Raw genomic sequence first — 16000 nt, forward strand, 5'->3', positions numbered from 1 at the left:
ATGAGCTCCGTGAAATGAGCTCCGTGAAATGACCCGTCTCGACGACACCCGAGGGAGACCCGTGCCCATCGACGACCTGACCGCGTTCGGACCCGGCTTCGCCTGGGGGGCGGCGACGTCCGCCTACCAGGTCGAGGGAGCCGTCGCCGAGGACGGCCGCGCCCCCTCCATCTGGGACGCGTTCTGCCGCGTCCCGGGCGCGGTCGCCCGCGGCGAGACCGGCGACACCGCCTGCGACCACTACCACCGCTGGGCCGAGGACGTCGCGCTGATGAGGGCGCTCGGCCTCGGCGCCTACCGGTTCTCAGTGGCGTGGCCGCGGGTGCTGCCCGCCGGCGGCGGCCCGGTCAACCCGGCCGGGCTCGCGTTCTACGACAGGCTCGTGGACGCGCTGCTGGAGGCGGGCATCGAGCCGCACGCCACCCTCTACCACTGGGACCTGCCGCAGGCGCTCCAGGACCGCGGCGGCTGGCCGTCCCGCGACACCGCCGAGCGGTTCGCCGAGTACGCGGCCGTCGTCGCGGCGGCGCTCGGCGACCGCGTCGCGTCGTGGGCGACGCTGAACGAGCCGATCTGCGCCGCGTGGCTCGGGCACCTGCAGGGCGTGATGGCGCCCGGCGTCGCCGACGTCCGCGCGGCCGTGCCCGCCTCGTACCACCTGCTGCTCGCCCACGGCCTCGGCGTGCAGGCCGTCCGCGCCGCCGCGCCCGGCGCCCGCGTCGGCATCGTCAACCTGCTCACCGACTGCGAGCCCGGCAGTGACCGGGAGGAGGACGTCGCCGCGGCGCGGCGCGAGGACGGCCACCACAACCGGTGGTGGCTCGACCCGGTGCACGGCCGCGGCCTGCCCGCCGACATGATCGAGGTGTACGGGGTGGAGCCGCCGGTGCGCGGCGGCGACCTCGCGGCGATCGCCGCGCCGCTGGACTGGCTCGGCGTCAACTACTACCGCCGGTCGGTGAACGTCGCCGACCCGGACGGGCCCGTCCCGCACACCCGGCAGATCACCCCGGCCGGGACGCCCCGCACCGGCATGGACTGGGAGATCCACCCCGACCGGCTGGAGAAGATCCTGCTGCGCGTCACCCGCGAGTACGCGCCCCGCAGCGTCATGGTCACCGAGAACGGCTCCGCGTACACCGACACGGTGACCCCGGACGGCGCCGTCCACGACACCGAGCGGACCGCCTACCTGGAGGCGCACCTGGCGGCGTGCGCGTCCGCGATCCGCGCCGGCGTCCCGCTGGACGGCTACTTCGCCTGGTCGCTGCTGGACAACTTCGAGTGGGCCTACGGGTACGCGCAGCGGTTCGGGCTCGTCCACGTCGACTTCGCCACCCAGCGGCGCGCCGTCAAGGACAGCGGGCACCGCTACGCCGAGATCATCCGCGCGCACCGGGACCTCCACGGGCCCCGGGACGTCCAGGGGCCCCGGGACCTCCGGGCGCACCGCCTCGCGGGCCGCTCTCTAGAGTGAGGGCCGATCGGCTCAGGCGAGGTGAGGAGGCCGGGTGGGCGGGATCCTTGTGGCCAACCGGGGAGAGATCGCGCTGCGGGTCGTGCGGGCCGCGGCCGAGCTGGGCCTGCGGACCGTCGCCGTCCGCACCCGCGACGACGCGGCCTCGGCGCACACCCGGCGCGCCGACGAGGCGCGGGAGCTGCCCGGCGAGGGCGTCGCCGGCTACCTCGACGCGGACGCGCTCATCGCCGCCGCCAAGGACGCCGGGGCCGCCGCCGTCCACCCCGGCTACGGCTTCCTCAGCGAGAACGCCGCCTTCGCCGCGGGCTGCGCCGCCGCCGGGCTCGCGTTCGTCGGCCCGCGGCCCGAACTGCTGGAGCTGTTCGGCGACAAGGCGCGGGCGCGGGACCTGGCCCGCGCGGCGGGCGTGCCCGTGGCACCGGGCACCGGCGGCGCCGTGGACCTCGCGGGCGCCGAGGCGTTCGCGCGCGAGCACGGGCCGGTGATGCTGAAGGCGCTCGCGGGCGGCGGCGGGCGCGGCATGCGCGTCGTCGAGGACCCGGACGAGATGGCCGCCGCGTACGAGCGGTGCCGGTCGGAGTCGCTCGCCTCGTTCGGCTCCGGCGACCTGTACGCGGAGAAGTACGTGCCGCGCGCCCGCCACATCGAGGTCCAGGTCGCCGGGGACGGGACGGGCGCCGTCACCCACCTGTGGGAGCGCGACTGCAGCGTCCAGCGGCGCCACCAGAAGCTGATCGAGGTCGCGCCCGCGCCCGCGCTGCCCGCCGCGACGCGGGACGCGCTGCTGGACGCGGCGGTGCGGATGGCCGCCCGCGTCCGCTACGAGGGCCTCGGCACGTTCGAGTTCCTCGTCGCGGGCGCGGAGTTCTGGTTCCTGGAGGCCAACCCGCGGCTGCAGGTCGAGCACACCGTCACCGAGGAGATCACCGGCGTCGACCTGGTGAAGGCCCAGCTCCGGCTCGCGCTGGGGGAGGACCTCGCGGGCGTGGGCCTGGCCGCGCCGCCGGCGGCGTCCGGCTGCGCCGTCCAGGTGCGGGTCAACACCGAGACGATCGGCGCGGACGGCGCGCCGCACCCCCGCGCCGGGACGCTCACCGCGTTCGCGCCGCCGTCCGGGCCCGGCGTCCGCGTCGACACCTGCGGCTACGCCGGGTACCGCACCAGCCTGCGCTACGACCCGCTGCTCGCCAAGGTGATCGCCCGCGCGGAGGACCTGCCGTCCGCGGCCGCGCGGGCGCACGGGGCGCTCGGCGAGTTCGAGGTCGCGGGCGTGGCCACGAGCATCCCGCTGCTCCAGGGCGTCCTGCGGCACCCCGAGTTCACCGCCGGCCGGGCGGACACCTCCTTCATCGGCGGCCACCTGGCCGAGCTGCTGGAGAGCGAGCACCGCCGCTACTACCCCGAGACCGCCGCGCACGCCGCCGAGCCGGAGGCCGCCGCCGTGCCGGACGCGCCGCCCGGAACGGTCGCCGTCGCCGCGCCCATGCAGGGCACGGTCGTGAGCGTCGAGGCGGCCGAGGGCGACCTCGTGCGGGCCGGGGCGCCGGTGGTGATCATCGAGGCGATGAAGATGGAGCACGTCGTCCGCGCGGGCGAGGCGGGCGTGGTCCGGATGCTGGCCGCCGCCCCCGGGGACACCGTCGCCGAGGGCGCGCCGCTGCTGTTCACCGAACCCGCCGACGTCGGCGGCGACCACGCCGCCGAGGAGGACGGGGCCGACCTCGACGCGATCCGCGCCGACCTCGCCGAGACGCTGCGCCGGCACGAGATCGGCCTCGACGCCGCGCGGCCCGAGGCCGTCGCCAAGCGGCACGCGCGCGGCCACCGCACCGCCCGCGAGAACATCGCCGACCTGTGCGACCCCGGCACGTTCGTCGAGTACGGCGCCCTCGCGATCGCCGCGCAGCGGCAGCGCCGCTCCCTGGACGAGCTCATCGAGCGCACCCCGGCCGACGGCATGGTGTGCGGCATCGGCGACGTGGACGGCGCCCAGGCCGTCGTCATGTCCTACGACTACATGGTCCTGGCCGGGACGCAGGGCTACCAGAACCACCGCAAGACCGACCGGATGCTCGACATCGCCCACCGCCGCCGCCTCCCGCTGGTGCTGTTCGCCGAGGGGGGCGGGGGACGGCCCGGTGACACCGACACCTCCACCGTGTCCGGCCTGGACGTGACGACCTTCCACGCGATGGGGCGGCTCAGCGGCGTCGTCCCGTCCGTGGGGATCGCGTCCGGCCGCTGCTTCGCCGGGAACGCGGCCCTGCTCGGCTGCTGCGACGCCATCATCGCCACCCGCGACGCCAACATCGGCATGGGCGGCCCCGCGATGATCGAGGGCGGCGGCCTCGGCGTGTTCGCGCCCGAGGAGATCGGCCCGATCACCGACCAGGAGCCCAACGGGGTCGTCGACATCGTCGTGGAGGACGAGGCCGAGGCGGTCGCCGCCGCCCGCCGCTACCTGTCGTACTTCCTGGGGCCGCGCGCGGAGTGGGAGTGCGGCGACCAGCGCGTGCTGCGGCACCTCGTCCCCGAGAACCGGATGCGCGCCTACGACGTCCGCCGCGCCGTCGAGCACCTCGCCGACACCGGGTCGGTGCTGGAGCTGCGCCGCGCGTTCGGCGTCGGGATCATCACCGCGCTGGTGCGGATCGAGGGCCGCCCGATGGGCCTCATCGCCAGCAACCCCGCCCACCTCGGCGGCGCCATCGACCGCGACGCCGCCGACAAGGCCGCCCGGTTCCTGCAGCTGTGCGACGCGCACGGCCTGCCCGTGGTGTCGCTCTGCGACACCCCCGGCTTCATGGTCGGCCCGGACGCCGAGCGCACCGCGACCGTCCGGCACTTCGGCCGGCTGTTCGTCATCGGCGCCAACCTCCGCGTCCCGGTCGTCACGGTCGTGCTCCGCAAGGGCTACGGGCTCGGCGCGCAGGCCATGGCGGGCGGCGGGTTCAAGGCGCCGCTCGCGACCGTCGCCTGGCCGACCGGCGAGATCGGCGGCATGGGGCTGGAGGGCGCCGTCCGGCTCGGGTTCCGCAAGGAGCTGGAGGCCGCCGAGGACCCGAAGGCCCTGTTCGAGCAGATGGTCGCCGCCGCCTACGAGTACGGCAGGGCGCTGCACGCGGCCACGGTGTTCGAGCTGGACGACGTCATCGACCCCGCCGACACCCGCCGCTGGATCACCGCGGTGCTCGCCGGAGCGCCGCCCGCGGAGGACCGTCCCCGGCCGTGGATCGACACATGGTGACCGGCCGGCCGGCGCGGTAGGCGTCCCGCACCCGCGGGTCGGCGCGGACCTCGGCGGGCGCGCCCGCCGTGATCACGCGGCCGCCGTCCAGGACGTGCACGACGTCGCAGACGCCCAGCACCGGCTCCAGCTCCCGCCCGGCCACCAGCACCGCGAGACCCTCGGCGGCCAGGTCGCGCAGCAGCACCTCCAGGGCGCGCGCGTACCGCACCGGCAGGCCGTCCCACGGCTCGTCCAGCAGCAGCACCGCCGGTTCGGCGGTCAGGGCCCGCGCCAGGTCGGCCAGCAGCGCGACGCCGGGCGGGGCCTCCCGCGCGCGCCGGTCGGCGTGCTCGGCGATGCCGACGCGGGCGAGGACCTCGTCGGCGCGGGGCCCCGCGTCGCGGCGGGCGTCCAGGCGGCGCCGCCACCGGTCGCGCGCCGTCCGGCCGGCGACCTCCGCGGTCAGCGCGTGCCGCGCGGCCGCGGCCCGCACCGCCTCGCGCACGGTGCGGGAGCCGGCCGGCCCGGGCCGGGGGGCCGCGCGGGCGATGCCGCGCCGGGCCCGCTCGCGTGCGGCGCTGCCGGTCAGGTCGGCGTCACCGAGGTGGACGGTGCCCGCGGCGGGGCGGCGCAGCCCGGCGATCACCTCGCACAGCGTCGTCTTGCCCGCGCCGTCCGGGCCGATCAGGCCGGTGACCGCGCCGGGCGGCGCGGTGAGCCCGGCGCCGTCCACGGCCGTCACCGCGCCGAACCGCACCGTGACGTCGCGGACCCGGAGCCCCGCTGGAGCGGTCATGCCCATCCGCACCTCGGCTCACTGTGATGTGGGTCACTGGGGGATCCACACCCTACTGACGCGCGCGGGCGGCGGCAACGGCCTCCGGTCAGGGCAGCGGCGGCTCCAGCCGGTCGCGCGTCCACTCCTTGACGCCCGCGACGAACGCGTCGACATCGGCGGCCTTGCCGGACGCCATCTCGTCGAACCAGTCCGGCACGTACTGCTCGAACTTCCCGGTCTCCAGCGCGGCCAGGACGGCGTCGGCGACCCGCTCCGGCGGCAGCGCGTCGGACACGTCGCTCAGCGGCGGCTCGTTGCCGGGCAGCGTGAACAGCTCGGTCCCGGCGATGAGCGCGGGCTGGACCACGTGGACCTGCACGCCCGTGCCGTCGAGGTCGACCGCCATGCTCTCCCAGAACGCGGTCAGCGCCGCCTTGGACGCCCCGTACGCGCCCTCGTGCGGCGGCCCGAGCCGCGCCGCGACCGACCCGATCGCCACCAGGTGCCCGCGCCCCCGCGCGATCATGCCCGGCAGCAGCGCCAGCGTGAGCCGCACCGGGGAGGCGTAGTTCAGCCGCATCACGTCCTCGGCCTCGGCGGGCGCGAGGTCCTGGACGCGGCGGCGCTTCGGCATCCCCGCGTTGTTGACCAGGACGTCCACGCCGCCGAGTTCGCGCTCGGCGGCGGCCGCCAGGTCGGCGATCCCGTCGAGGTCGGCGAGGTCGGCGGTCCACATCGCCGAGTCGGGGGAGTGCTCGCGGCAGCGCGCGAGGACCTGCTCGAGCCTGTCCTTGCGCCGCGCCACCAGGCCGACGCGGGCGCCGGCGGCGGCGAGCGCCTCCGCGACGACCGCGCCGATGCCGGACGAGGCTCCCGTGACCAGCGCGGACCGCCCCGTCAACGTCACCCGTCCCGTCGAAGTCACCATGGCGCCCAACGTCACACACGCACGCCCGGCCGGGCAAGGCGAAGCGCCGCCGCCGCCGGATCCGGCCGTCGGTGGAGCGCGCGAAGGAGCCGACCGGGCCGTCCCGGCGGCCGGTAAGGTTGTGGGTTTCCCCTGTACGCCCCTCGCACCGCCGGAGGTCTGCCCGCATGCCCGCCGAACCCGCCGGATCCGACGAAACGGAGATACTCACCGCCGAACGCGCCCACCTGGCCGAGTCGCGCGCCGCGCTGCGCCGGATGCGCGAGCACGCCGCGAGCCTGTCCGCCGACGTGGCCGCCGACTGGGTGAGCCGGCAGATCCTGGAGGCGATGCTCGACCAGCGGGTCGCCGCGCTCGCCGACCACCCCGGCACGCCCCTGTTCTTCGGCCGGATGGACCGCGCCGCCGCGGGCGACCCCGAACTGCCCGAGGTCATCTACGTGGGGCGGCGGCACGTCCACGACGGCGCCGAGGGCCGCCCCCTCGTGCTGGACTGGCGCGCCCCCGTCTCGCGCGCCTTCTACCAGGCCGGCCCCGCCGACCCGATGGGCTGGCGGCTGCGGCGCCGGTTCGGGTTCCAGGCCGGGGAGCTGACCGCCTTCGAGGACGAGCCCCTGGACGGCGGGGCCGGCGCCGGGCCGTCCCGGATCCTCACCGAGGAGATCGAGCGGCCCCGCACCGGGCCGATGCGCGACATCGTCGCCACCATCCAGCCCGAGCAGGACGTGATCGTCCGCGCCGACCTGCCCCGCACGGTCTGCGTGCAGGGCGCGCCCGGCACCGGCAAGACCGCCGTCGGCCTGCACCGCGCCGCCTACCTGCTGTTCACGCACCGGGAGCGGCTGTCGCGGTCCGGCGTCCTCATCGTCGGCCCGAACCGGGCGTTCCTCGGCTACATCTCGGCGGTGCTGCCCGCGCTCGGCGAGGTCCGGGTCGAGCAGGCCACGATCGACGACCTGCTCGGGGCGCCGCTGGGGGAGGAGCCGGCGGCGGTGTCGGCCGGCAAGGGCGACGCCCGGATGGCGGACGTCCTGCGCAGGGCCCTGTGGCTGCACGTCCGCAAGCCCGCGGAGGGCCTCGTCGTCACCCGCGGCTCGGTCCGCTTCCGGCTCGCCGACCACGAGGTCCGGGAGATCGCGGCGGGGCTGCGCGGCACCACCCGGTACGGCGCGGGCCGCGCCGCGTTCGCGCAGCGGCTCGCGCACCGGGTGCTGGTGCTGATGGAGCAGCGCGGCGAGGCGCCCGACGACCGCGTCCAGGACCAGGTCGCCCGGAGCCGGCCGGTCCGGGAGGTGCTCGACGCGGTGTGGCCGAAGGTCACCGCCGAGCAGGTCCTGCACAGGCTGCTGTCGGACGGCGAGTTCCTCGCGCGGGCAGCCAAGGGCGTCCTGGACGAGGACGAGCAGGCCGCGCTCCTGTGGCCGAAGGCGCCGCGCTCGCACCGGTCGGCCAAGTGGACCGCCGCCGACCGGGCCCTCCTCGACGAGCTGGGCGACCTCATCGACCGGACGCCCTCGCTCGGCCACCTCGTCGTGGACGAGGCGCAGGACCTGTCGGCGATGCAGCTGCGGGCGCTGGGCCTGCGCTGCGGGACGGGCTCGGCGACCGTGCTCGGCGACCTCGCCCAGGGCACCACCGCCTGGTCGGCCCGCTCCTGGAAGGAGGTGCTCGGCCACCTCGGGCAGGACGGGGAGGTCACCGAGCTGACCCTCGGGTTCCGCGTCCCGGGGACCGTCCTGGACTACGCCGCCCGGCTGCTCCCGCACGTCGCGCCCGGCCTGGAGCGGCCGCGCTCGCTGCGGCCCGGCGCGGGCGCCCTGGAGGTGCGCCGCGTCGCCGACGTGGTCCCGGCCGCCGCCGGGGCCGTCCGCGCGGCCCTCGCCCGCCCCGGCTCGGTCGGCCTGATCGTCCCGGACGCCGCCGTCGCCGCGCACGCGGCCGAGCTGGCGGCGGCCGGGCTGGAGCACGCCGTGCTCGGCCCGGAGTCCGACGGCTCCGACCGGCTGCTGGTCATCCCCGCGACCCTCGCCAAGGGCCTGGAGTACGACCACGTGATCGTCGCCGAGCCCGCCGCGATCGCCGCCGCGGAGGAGCGCGGCCTCGCCCGGCTGTACGTCGTGCTGACCCGCGCCGTCACCTCGCTGACCGTGCTGCACCGCGACGACCTGCCGGCGGAGCTGGCCGCCTGACGGGCGGCCGCCCTACCCGCGCGCGGCCCGTTCCGCGGCCGCGCGCGGGCGCAGCCCGTCGAAGGCGATCCGCAGGACGTCCTCGCGGGCCCCGGCGTGCCCGGCCGCGTAGGACATGCCGACCAGCAGCGCCATGACCACCTCCAGGTCGGCGTCGGACCGGACGGCCCCCGCCTCCTGCGCGCGTTCGAGGAGGACGGCGAGCGCCGCCCGCAGGCCGGGGCCCGCGCGGCCGGTGGCGGCCCGGGCGTCGACGCCCGCCTCGGCCAGCGCCTCGGTGACGGCCTGCTTCGCCGCCGCCTGCGCGACCACCCGGGACAGGAACCCGAAGAACGCCGCGCCCGGGTCGGCGGCCGAGCGCAGCTCCTCGGCCTCGCCGGCGAGCCGCTCCAGCAGCGCGACCAGCACGGCCTCCAGCAGCGACTCCTTGGTGGGGAAGTGCCGGAACACCGTGCCGATCCCGACGCCCGCCCGCCGCGCGACCTCCTCGGTGGACGCCGAGGTGCCCCGGGCGGCGAAGACCTCCTCGGCCGCCGCGAGGACCTTGGCGCGGTTGCGCAGGGCGTCGGCGCGCAGCGGCCTGCCGGACGCGGGAGAGGTCATCGGCGCCTTCCGTTGACAAGTGGAGTCTTGACTCCATATTTTGCATACGGAGTAGAAACTCCGATTGTAGGGGAGTCAGCCATGTCCGAGTTCGCCACCCCCCGGGCCGTCTTCCAGCGGCTGCTCGACGGGATCATCGCGCGGCGCCCCGGCGACCTGCCGCGCCTCTACGCGGAGGACGCGGTGGTCGTGCAGCCGTTCGCCCACCCCGCCGCGCGCCTGGAGGGCCGCGCGGCGCTGCGCGAGCACTTCGCCCGGCTGGAGACGCTGCCACTGGAGATGGCGGCGCGCAACGTCACCGTCCACCAGACCGCCGATCCCGAGGTGATCATCGCGGAGTTCGAGTACGCGGGGCGCAACACCGCGACGGGGCGGGAGTTCCTGCTGCCGAACATCGTGGTCATGCGGGTCCGCGACGGGCACATCGTGGAGTCCCGCGACTACCACGACCACTCGGGGCTCGGCCTGGCGGCGGGCGCCTGACCGGCGTCCCGCCGGGCCGCCCGGTTGACTCGCGGGTCCGGCGGTTCCTAGGCTGGACGGGCCATACCGACCGGTTGGTATGTCCGTTCGCGGGCGGCCCGGCCGCCGCCCGCCGCCCCGCGCGGAGGTCCGCCCTGTGAGCACAGCACCGCCCGACGCCGACGAGCTGAGCCGCCGGGTCGGCGAGTTCGTCGCCGCCCACGACCCCTCGGCCACCGAGCCCCTGGAGTTCCTGCGCGCCCGGTTCGACGCCGGGCTCGCCTGGGTGCACTACCCCGAGGGGCTCGGCGGGCTCGGCGCCCCGCGGCACCTGCAGCCCGCCGTCGACCGGGCGTTCGCCAGGGCCGGCGCGCCGACCAACCACCCCGAGCGCAACGGCATCGGCCTCGGCATGGCCGCGCCGACCATCCTCGCGTTCGGCACCGAGGAGCAGAAGCGCCGCTTCCTGCGCCCGCTGTGGACCGGCGAGGAGCTGTGGTGCCAGCTGTTCAGCGAGCCCGGCGCCGGCTCCGACCTCGCCGCGCTCGCCACCCGCGCCGTCCGCGACGGCGACGCCTGGACCGTCGACGGGCAGAAGGTCTGGACGTCCATGGCGCACGAGGCGCGGTGGGCGATCCTCGTGACCCGCACCGACCCCGACGTCCCCAAGCACCGCGGCATGACCTACTTCGTGTGCGACATGACCGCGCCCGGCGTCGAGGTCCGCCCGCTGCGCCAGATCACCGGCGAGGCCGAGTTCAACGAGGTTTTCCTCACCGGCGTGCGGATCCCCGACGCGCACCGGCTCGGCGAGGTCGGGCAGGGCTGGCAGGTGTCCACCACCACGCTGATGAACGAGCGGGTCGCGATCGGCGGGAACGCCGCGCCGCGCGAGGGCGGCATGATCGGCGTGGTCGCCGCGCTCTGGCGGGACCGCCCCGAGCTGCGCACCCCCGGCCTGCACGACGCGCTGCTGCGCGCCTGGGTGGAGACCGAGGCCGCCCGGCTCACCGGGGAGCGGCTGCGCCAGCAGCTCACCGCCGGGCAGCCCGGCCCCGAGGGCTCGGGCGCCAAGCTCGCCTTCGCCAAGCTCAACCAGGAGGTCTCCGGGCTGGAGCTGGAACTGCTCGGCGAGGACGGCCTGCGCTACGACGACTGGACGATGCGCCGCCCCACCGAGGTCGACTTCACCCGCCGCTCGCCCGGCTACCGCTACCTGCGCGCCAAGGGCAACTCCATCGAGGGCGGCACCTCGGAGATCCTGCGCAACATCATCGCCGAGCGCGTCCTCGGCCTGCCCGGCGAGATCCGCGTCGACAAGGACGTGGCGTGGAAGGACCTGCCCAAATGAGCGACCTGCTGTACTCCGAGATCGAGACCGACCTGCGCGCGGGCGTCCGCGGGCTGCTCGACGACAAGGCGCCCTGGACGTCCGTCCTCGCCGGCGTCGAGAAGGACGCGCCCTACGACGCTGAGCTGTGGCGGGCCGTCGCCGGGCAGCTCGGCTGCGCCGGGCTGCCCGTCCCCGAGGACCTCGGCGGCGCCGGCGCCACCTGGCGCGAGACGGCGGTGGTCATGGAGGAGCTGGGCCGGTCCGCCGCGCCCGTCCCGTTCCTGACCAGCGCCGTGGTCGCGACCGCCGCGCTGCTGGCCGCCGGCGAGCGGGACCTGCTCGCCGAGCTGGCCGCGGGGGAGCGGATCGCGGTCCTGGCCGTCCCGTTCAGCACCCCGCCCGGCGCCGCCGCCGCCACCGTGCGGGCGGCGGACGGGACGCTGACCGGCGAGGTCACCAGCGTCGCCGACGGCATGGCCGCCGACGTCCTGCTCGTCCCGGCCTCCGGCGGCCTGTACGCCGTGGACGCCGCCGACGCCCGCCGCACCGCCGTCACCTCCCTCGACATGACCCGGCGCCTCGCCGACGTCGCCTTCTCCGGCGCGCCCGCCCGGCGCGTCGCGGACGGCATGGACGCGGTCCGGGCGGCCCTGCTGACCGGTGCGGCGATGCTGGCGTCCGAGCAGCTCGGGCTCGCCGAGCGCTGCCTGGACGACACCGTCGCCTACGTCAAGACGCGTTACCAGTTCGGCCGCCCGGTCGGGTCCTACCAGGGCCTCAAGCACCGCCTCGCCGACCTGTGGACGTCCATCACCCAGGCGCGGGCCGTGGCGCGGCACGCGGCGTCCTGCGTCGCGGCCGGGGACGGGGACGCGCCGATCGCGGTGGCCGTGGCGCAGGCGCACTGCTCGGCCGTCGCCCTCAAGGCGGCGGAGGAGTGCGTGCAGATGCACGGCGGCATCGGCTTCACCTGGGAGCACCCCGCGCACCTGTACCTGAAGCGCGCCAAGGCCGACTCGATCGCCCTCGGGACGCCCGACCACCACCGCGCCGCCCTGGCGGAGCTGGTCGACCTGCCCCCGGCGTGACACCGGGCCGGGCGGCCCCGCGCCGGGGCCGCCCGGCCGTCAGCCGGTGATCACAGCCGTCAGCCGGTGATCACGGCCAGTACGCGCGCCCCCGGCGGGAAGGCGCCGCGCTCGGCCAGCGCCAGCACGCCGAACATCATCTTCGCCGTGTAGACGCGGTCGAGGACGACGCCGTGCCGGGCGGCGAAACCGGCGATGAACGCGTCCAGGTCCGGGGTCCGCCTGGCGTAGCCGCCGAAGTGGAAGCCGCCCTCGACGCGCCAGTCCCCCCGCCGCTCCCCGTACGCCTCGCGCTGGAGCCGCTCGACCTCGCCGGCCATGAAGTCGCCCTTCAGCACCGAGAAACCGAGGGCCCGCTGGCCCGGGGCCAGGCCGGCGGCGAGGCCGGCGAGCGTCCCGCCCGTCCCGCAGGGGCAGCACACCACGTCGAAGCCCGGCACCTCGGCGCCCAGTTCCGCGCACCCCTTGAGCGCCAGGGCATTGCTGCCGCCCTCCGGCAGCAGGTAGAAGTCGCCCCACCGCTCGCGCAGGGCGCCGACGACCTCCGGGTCGTGCTTGCGGCGGTAGGCGGCGCGGTCCAGGTAGGCGAGGCGCATGCCCATCCGCTCGGCGTACGCCAGCGAGTCGTTCAGCGGCAGATGCTCCTCGCCCCTGATCACCCCGATCGTCGCGAACCCGAAGATGCGCCCCGCCGCGGCGGCGGCCCGGATGTGGTTGGAGTAGGCGCCGCCGAACGTCAGCAGCGTCCCGCTCGCGCGGGCCGGTCCGATGTTGTGCCGGAGCTTGCGCCACTTGTTGCCGGGCAGCTCGGGATGGACGAGGTCGTCGCGCTTCAGGAACAGCCGCACGCCGCGCCGCGCGGCCCGGTCGTCGGCCAGCTCCACCACGGGGGACGCCGGCAGGGCCGGAACCGGCGGCGTCACCGGGGCGCCGGAAGCCCGAGCTTTGCGCGCAGCGTCCGCTGCACCTCGTCGATGCCCGGCCGCGCGTCCACGGTGACCACGTACTCCTTGCGGCCGAACAGCTCCAGGATCGGGTCGGTCTTGGCGTGGTGGTCGCGCAGCCGCTCGGCGAGCGCCTCCGGCGTGTCGTCCTCGCGGGTCACCAGCTCGCCGCCGCACACGTCGCAGCGGCCCTCCTGCGTCGGGCGGTCGGCGATCAGGTTGTAGTCCATCCCGCACCGCGCGCACAGCCGGCGGCCGAGCACCCGGCGGCGGACCTCCGCGTCCGGCAGGTCGAGGTGGATCACGCCGTCGATGTCGTAGCTCTCCAGGAAGAACTCGGTCTGCCGCCGGCTGCGCGGGAACCCGTCGACGACGAACCCGTAGTTCCAGTCGTGCTGCTCGAGCCGCTGCCGGACGACGCTCTCGGCGAGGTCGTCGCCGACCAGTTCGCCCGCCGCCATCGTCCGCCGCACCTGCGCGCCCAGCTTGGTGTGGTTCTTGACGTGCCAGCGGAAGATGTCCCCGACGCTGATGTGCACGATGTCCAGATCCCGCGCGAGCAGTCCCGACTGCGTCCCCTTGCCGCTGCCGATGGCGCCGATGATGACGTACTTGCGCATGCGGCAAGCCTATGCGCCGGGCCGGGGGCGGGAACGGCGGACAGCGCGGCGCCCGCTCAGAGCGGTAGCCGCAGCCGCCGTCCCAGCCTGCGGAAACGCGAGCCGGGGACGTGCTCGGGCGACTCGTCCGGCACGACCAGGCCCTCCAGCAGCGTCTCGAACGAGGGCTGCCGGACGCACACCAGCGTCGCGCGGGCCCGCCGGGCGCAGTGCAGCCGCACCGACGGCCGCAGCAGCCGCGAGAACGGGCCGCGCGTCCCGTGCCCGACGACCAGGATGTCGTCGTCGCCCGCCAGCCGCACCAGCGCGGCGCCCGGCTCGCCGACCAGCGCGAGCGCGGTCAGCTCCACCCCGGCCGGCGGTCCGCCGGACACCTCGGTGAGCAGCCGCGCGATCAGCTCGGCGCCGGAGGCGCGCAGCGCCTCGGTGATGCCGCAGCCGAGCTGCCCGGCCGCCGACACGTGCGGCGGCAGCGGCGCCGCGTGCGCGATGAGCAGCGGCAGCCGGCGCAGCCGCGCCGCGCCGATCGCCCAGGAGAGCGCGCAGCGGGCGCCCGCGGAGTCGTCCACCCCCACCACGATGCGGGGACCGCCCTCCGGTCTCGCGATCACGATCCCTCCTGTGCGCCGAGTGCCAGCAGTTTAGGCATACCCCCTCCGGTGCGGGGAGTGCCACGTTGCGGAAACGGTGTTTTCCGTTGGAAGGCGTGGCCGCTGGACCGGCCGCCGCCGCGCGCGGCACACTTCGGGTATGGGAGCACCGCACGAGAACGACCCGTCCTGCGCCGTCGCGCACGGCGAGGTCCCGCCCGCCGCGCAGGAGCGGACGCTGGTCGCGGTGTTCGCCGGCCCCGTCGCCGACCACCTGCTGCGCTACGGCGCCGACCTCGGCTACCGCACCTTCCTCGTCGACCCCGACAAGGACCGCGAGGGCGCCGCCGACCTGCCGCCGCTCGACGGCACCGCCGACGTGGTCGTCACCGACCACCACCGCCCCGAGCTCGGGCCCGTGCTGCGCGACGTGCTGACGCAGCCCGTCCGGTGGGTCGGCGTCATGGGCAACCCCCGGCACCCCGCCCCGCACATCCCGGCGCTCACCGAGCTCGGCGTCCCCGCGAGCGAGATCGCCCGGGTGCACCGCCCCATCGGCCTCAACATCGGCTCGAAGACCCCCGCGGAGATCGCCATCGCCGCGCTCGCCGGGCTGATCGCCGACCGCAACGGCCGCCCCGGCGGCTTCGAGTTCTAGCGGGCCGCGGGGTGCGAGCCGTCGCCTACGACGCGTTCCGGGCGCCGCCGGACGTCCGGGACCTGCCCGACCCGCCGGTGCCCGCCGGCGGCGCGGTGATCCGGGTCGAGGCCACCGGCGCCTGCCGCAGCGACTGGCACGGCTGGCAGGGCCACGACCCCGACATCCGGTCCTTCCCGCACGTCCCCGGCCACGAGCTGGCCGGCACGGTCGAGGAGGTCGGCGCCGGGGTCGCCCTCCACCGGCCCGGCGACCGGGTGACCGCCCCGTTCGTGTGCGCGTGCGGCCGCTGCCCCGCCTGCGCGGCGGGGGACCAGCAGGTCTGCGAGGAGCAGACCCAGCCGGGCTTCACCCACTGGGGGTCGTTCGCCCAGTACGTCGCCGTCCACGACGCCGACGTCAACCTCGTGCGGCTGCCCGAGGGGATGCCCTTCACCACCGCCGCCTCGCTCGGCTGCCGGTTCGCCACCGCGTTCCGGGCCGTCACCGCGCAGGGCGGCGCCGCCCCCGGCCGGTGGGTCGCGGTGCACGGCTGCGGCGGCCTCGGCCTGTCCGCCGTCATGATCGCCGCGGCGGCGGGCGCCCGCGTCGTCGCCGTCGACGTCTCGCCGCGCGCGCTGGAACTGGCGCGCCGCTGCGGCGCCGCCGCCGTCGTCGACGCCTCCGGGCACGACGACGTCGCCGCGGCCGTCCGCGACGCCAGCGGCGGCGGCGCGCACCTGTCCCTGGACGCCCTCGGCAGCCCCGCCACCGCCCGCGCCTCCGTCGCCTCGCTGCGCCGCCGCGGCCGGCACGTCCAGGTCGGGCTGCTGCCGCCCGGCGCGGGCCGCGCCGACCTCCCGATGGACCGGGTCATCGCCTGGGAGCTGGAGATCGCCGGCAGCCACGGGATGCCCGCGCACGCCTACGGCCCGATGCTGGAGCTGGTGCGCGCCGGCGCGCTGCGCCCCGACCTCCTCGTCGCCCGCGTCCTGTCGCTCGGCGACGGGCCCGCGGCCCTCACCGCGCCCGCCGGCCCCGGCATCACGGTGCTCGAACCGCACCGGGAGGCGTAGCCGGCGGACCCGCGCGGCGCCCGGTCCGGCCGCGGGACCGTGC

At 76.5% G+C, this 16000-nt stretch carries 14 protein-coding genes; 8 read left to right on the forward strand and 6 right to left on the reverse strand.

Features of this window, described 5'->3' with window-relative positions; all coding sequences use genetic code 11:
• Positions 1–61 precede the first annotated feature (61 nt).
• Positions 62–1477, forward strand: a complete 1416-nt coding sequence (locus ACGFI1_RS34420; RefSeq protein WP_392791414.1) for a GH1 family beta-glucosidase — start codon at positions 62–64, stop codon at positions 1475–1477.
• Between the two features lie 34 nt (positions 1478–1511).
• Positions 1512–4727 carry an acetyl-CoA carboxylase family protein gene (locus ACGFI1_RS34425; RefSeq protein ID WP_392791418.1) on the forward strand — a complete coding sequence of 1072 codons (3216 nt, stop codon included), beginning with the start codon at positions 1512–1514 and terminating at the stop codon, positions 4725–4727.
• Here ACGFI1_RS34425 and ACGFI1_RS34430 read toward each other — a convergent pair.
• On the reverse strand, positions 4660–5505 hold the full coding sequence (locus ACGFI1_RS34430) for an ATP-binding cassette domain-containing protein (protein WP_392791421.1): 846 nt from the start codon (positions 5503–5505) through the stop codon (positions 4660–4662). The genes ACGFI1_RS34425 and ACGFI1_RS34430 overlap by 68 nt on opposite strands.
• 88 nt (positions 5506–5593) lie before the next feature.
• Positions 5594–6415: an SDR family NAD(P)-dependent oxidoreductase gene (locus ACGFI1_RS34435; RefSeq protein ID WP_392791424.1), complete on the reverse strand. Its 822-nt coding sequence runs from the start codon at positions 6413–6415 to the stop codon at positions 5594–5596.
• 167 nt (positions 6416–6582) lie between these two features.
• Between ACGFI1_RS34435 and ACGFI1_RS34440 the strand changes: the two genes are divergently transcribed.
• On the forward strand, positions 6583–8604 hold the full coding sequence (locus tag ACGFI1_RS34440; RefSeq protein ID WP_392791427.1) for a HelD family protein: 2022 nt from the start codon (positions 6583–6585) through the stop codon (positions 8602–8604).
• 12 nt (positions 8605–8616) lie between these two features.
• Here the strand turns inward: ACGFI1_RS34440 and ACGFI1_RS34445 are convergent, their stop codons facing one another.
• The gene (locus ACGFI1_RS34445) at positions 8617–9207 is read right to left on the reverse strand and encodes a TetR/AcrR family transcriptional regulator (RefSeq protein WP_138633978.1); all 591 of its coding nucleotides are present in this window, start codon (positions 9205–9207) and stop codon (positions 8617–8619) included.
• Positions 9208–9288: 81 nt separating this feature from the next.
• On the opposite strand from ACGFI1_RS34445, the gene ACGFI1_RS34450 reads away from it, so the two are divergent.
• The 3 genes from ACGFI1_RS34450 to ACGFI1_RS34460 all read left to right on the forward strand — a co-directional run bounded on the left by ACGFI1_RS34450 (position 9289) and on the right by ACGFI1_RS34460 (position 12090).
• Positions 9289–9690 (forward strand): nuclear transport factor 2 family protein, encoded by a 402-nt coding sequence (locus ACGFI1_RS34450; RefSeq protein ID WP_138633981.1) that lies wholly within the window; start codon positions 9289–9291, stop codon positions 9688–9690.
• Positions 9691–9826: 136 nt separating this feature from the next.
• Positions 9827–11020: an acyl-CoA dehydrogenase family protein gene (locus ACGFI1_RS34455; protein WP_392791429.1), complete on the forward strand. Its 1194-nt coding sequence runs from the start codon at positions 9827–9829 to the stop codon at positions 11018–11020.
• The gene (locus ACGFI1_RS34460) at positions 11017–12090 is read left to right on the forward strand and encodes an acyl-CoA dehydrogenase family protein (protein WP_392791431.1); all 1074 of its coding nucleotides are present in this window, start codon (positions 11017–11019) and stop codon (positions 12088–12090) included. Before ACGFI1_RS34455 ends, ACGFI1_RS34460 begins: the two co-directional genes overlap by 4 nt.
• Before the next feature lie 59 nt (positions 12091–12149).
• Here ACGFI1_RS34460 and ACGFI1_RS34465 read toward each other — a convergent pair whose 3' ends face one another.
• From ACGFI1_RS34465 to ACGFI1_RS34475, 3 genes are read right to left on the reverse strand one after another with little or no spacing between them, the layout of a single operon-like run.
• Positions 12150–13013: a 1-aminocyclopropane-1-carboxylate deaminase/D-cysteine desulfhydrase gene (locus ACGFI1_RS34465; RefSeq protein ID WP_392791434.1), complete on the reverse strand. Its 864-nt coding sequence runs from the start codon at positions 13011–13013 to the stop codon at positions 12150–12152.
• Positions 13010–13654, reverse strand: coding sequence for an adenylate kinase family protein (locus tag ACGFI1_RS34470; protein WP_386866127.1), 645 nt, complete (start codon positions 13652–13654; stop codon positions 13010–13012). Before ACGFI1_RS34470 ends, ACGFI1_RS34465 begins: the two co-directional genes overlap by 4 nt.
• Positions 13655–13710: 56 nt before the next feature.
• The gene (locus ACGFI1_RS34475) at positions 13711–14265 is read right to left on the reverse strand and encodes a universal stress protein (protein WP_138633996.1); all 555 of its coding nucleotides are present in this window, start codon (positions 14263–14265) and stop codon (positions 13711–13713) included.
• A 139-nt stretch (positions 14266–14404) separates the two neighbouring features.
• On the opposite strand from ACGFI1_RS34475, the gene ACGFI1_RS34480 reads away from it, so the two are divergent.
• On the forward strand, positions 14405–14902 hold the full coding sequence (locus tag ACGFI1_RS34480; protein ID WP_392791437.1) for an XdhC family protein: 498 nt from the start codon (positions 14405–14407) through the stop codon (positions 14900–14902).
• An 11-nt stretch (positions 14903–14913) separates the two neighbouring features.
• Complete coding sequence (locus ACGFI1_RS34485; protein WP_392791439.1) at positions 14914–15957, forward strand: zinc-dependent alcohol dehydrogenase family protein; 1044 nt, start codon at positions 14914–14916, stop codon at positions 15955–15957.
• Positions 15958–16000 lie beyond the last annotated feature (43 nt).

Origin of the sequence: Actinomadura geliboluensis (assembly GCF_043197915.1) — a bacterium.
Classification (GTDB): domain Bacteria; phylum Actinomycetota; class Actinomycetes; order Streptosporangiales; family Streptosporangiaceae; genus Spirillospora; species Spirillospora geliboluensis.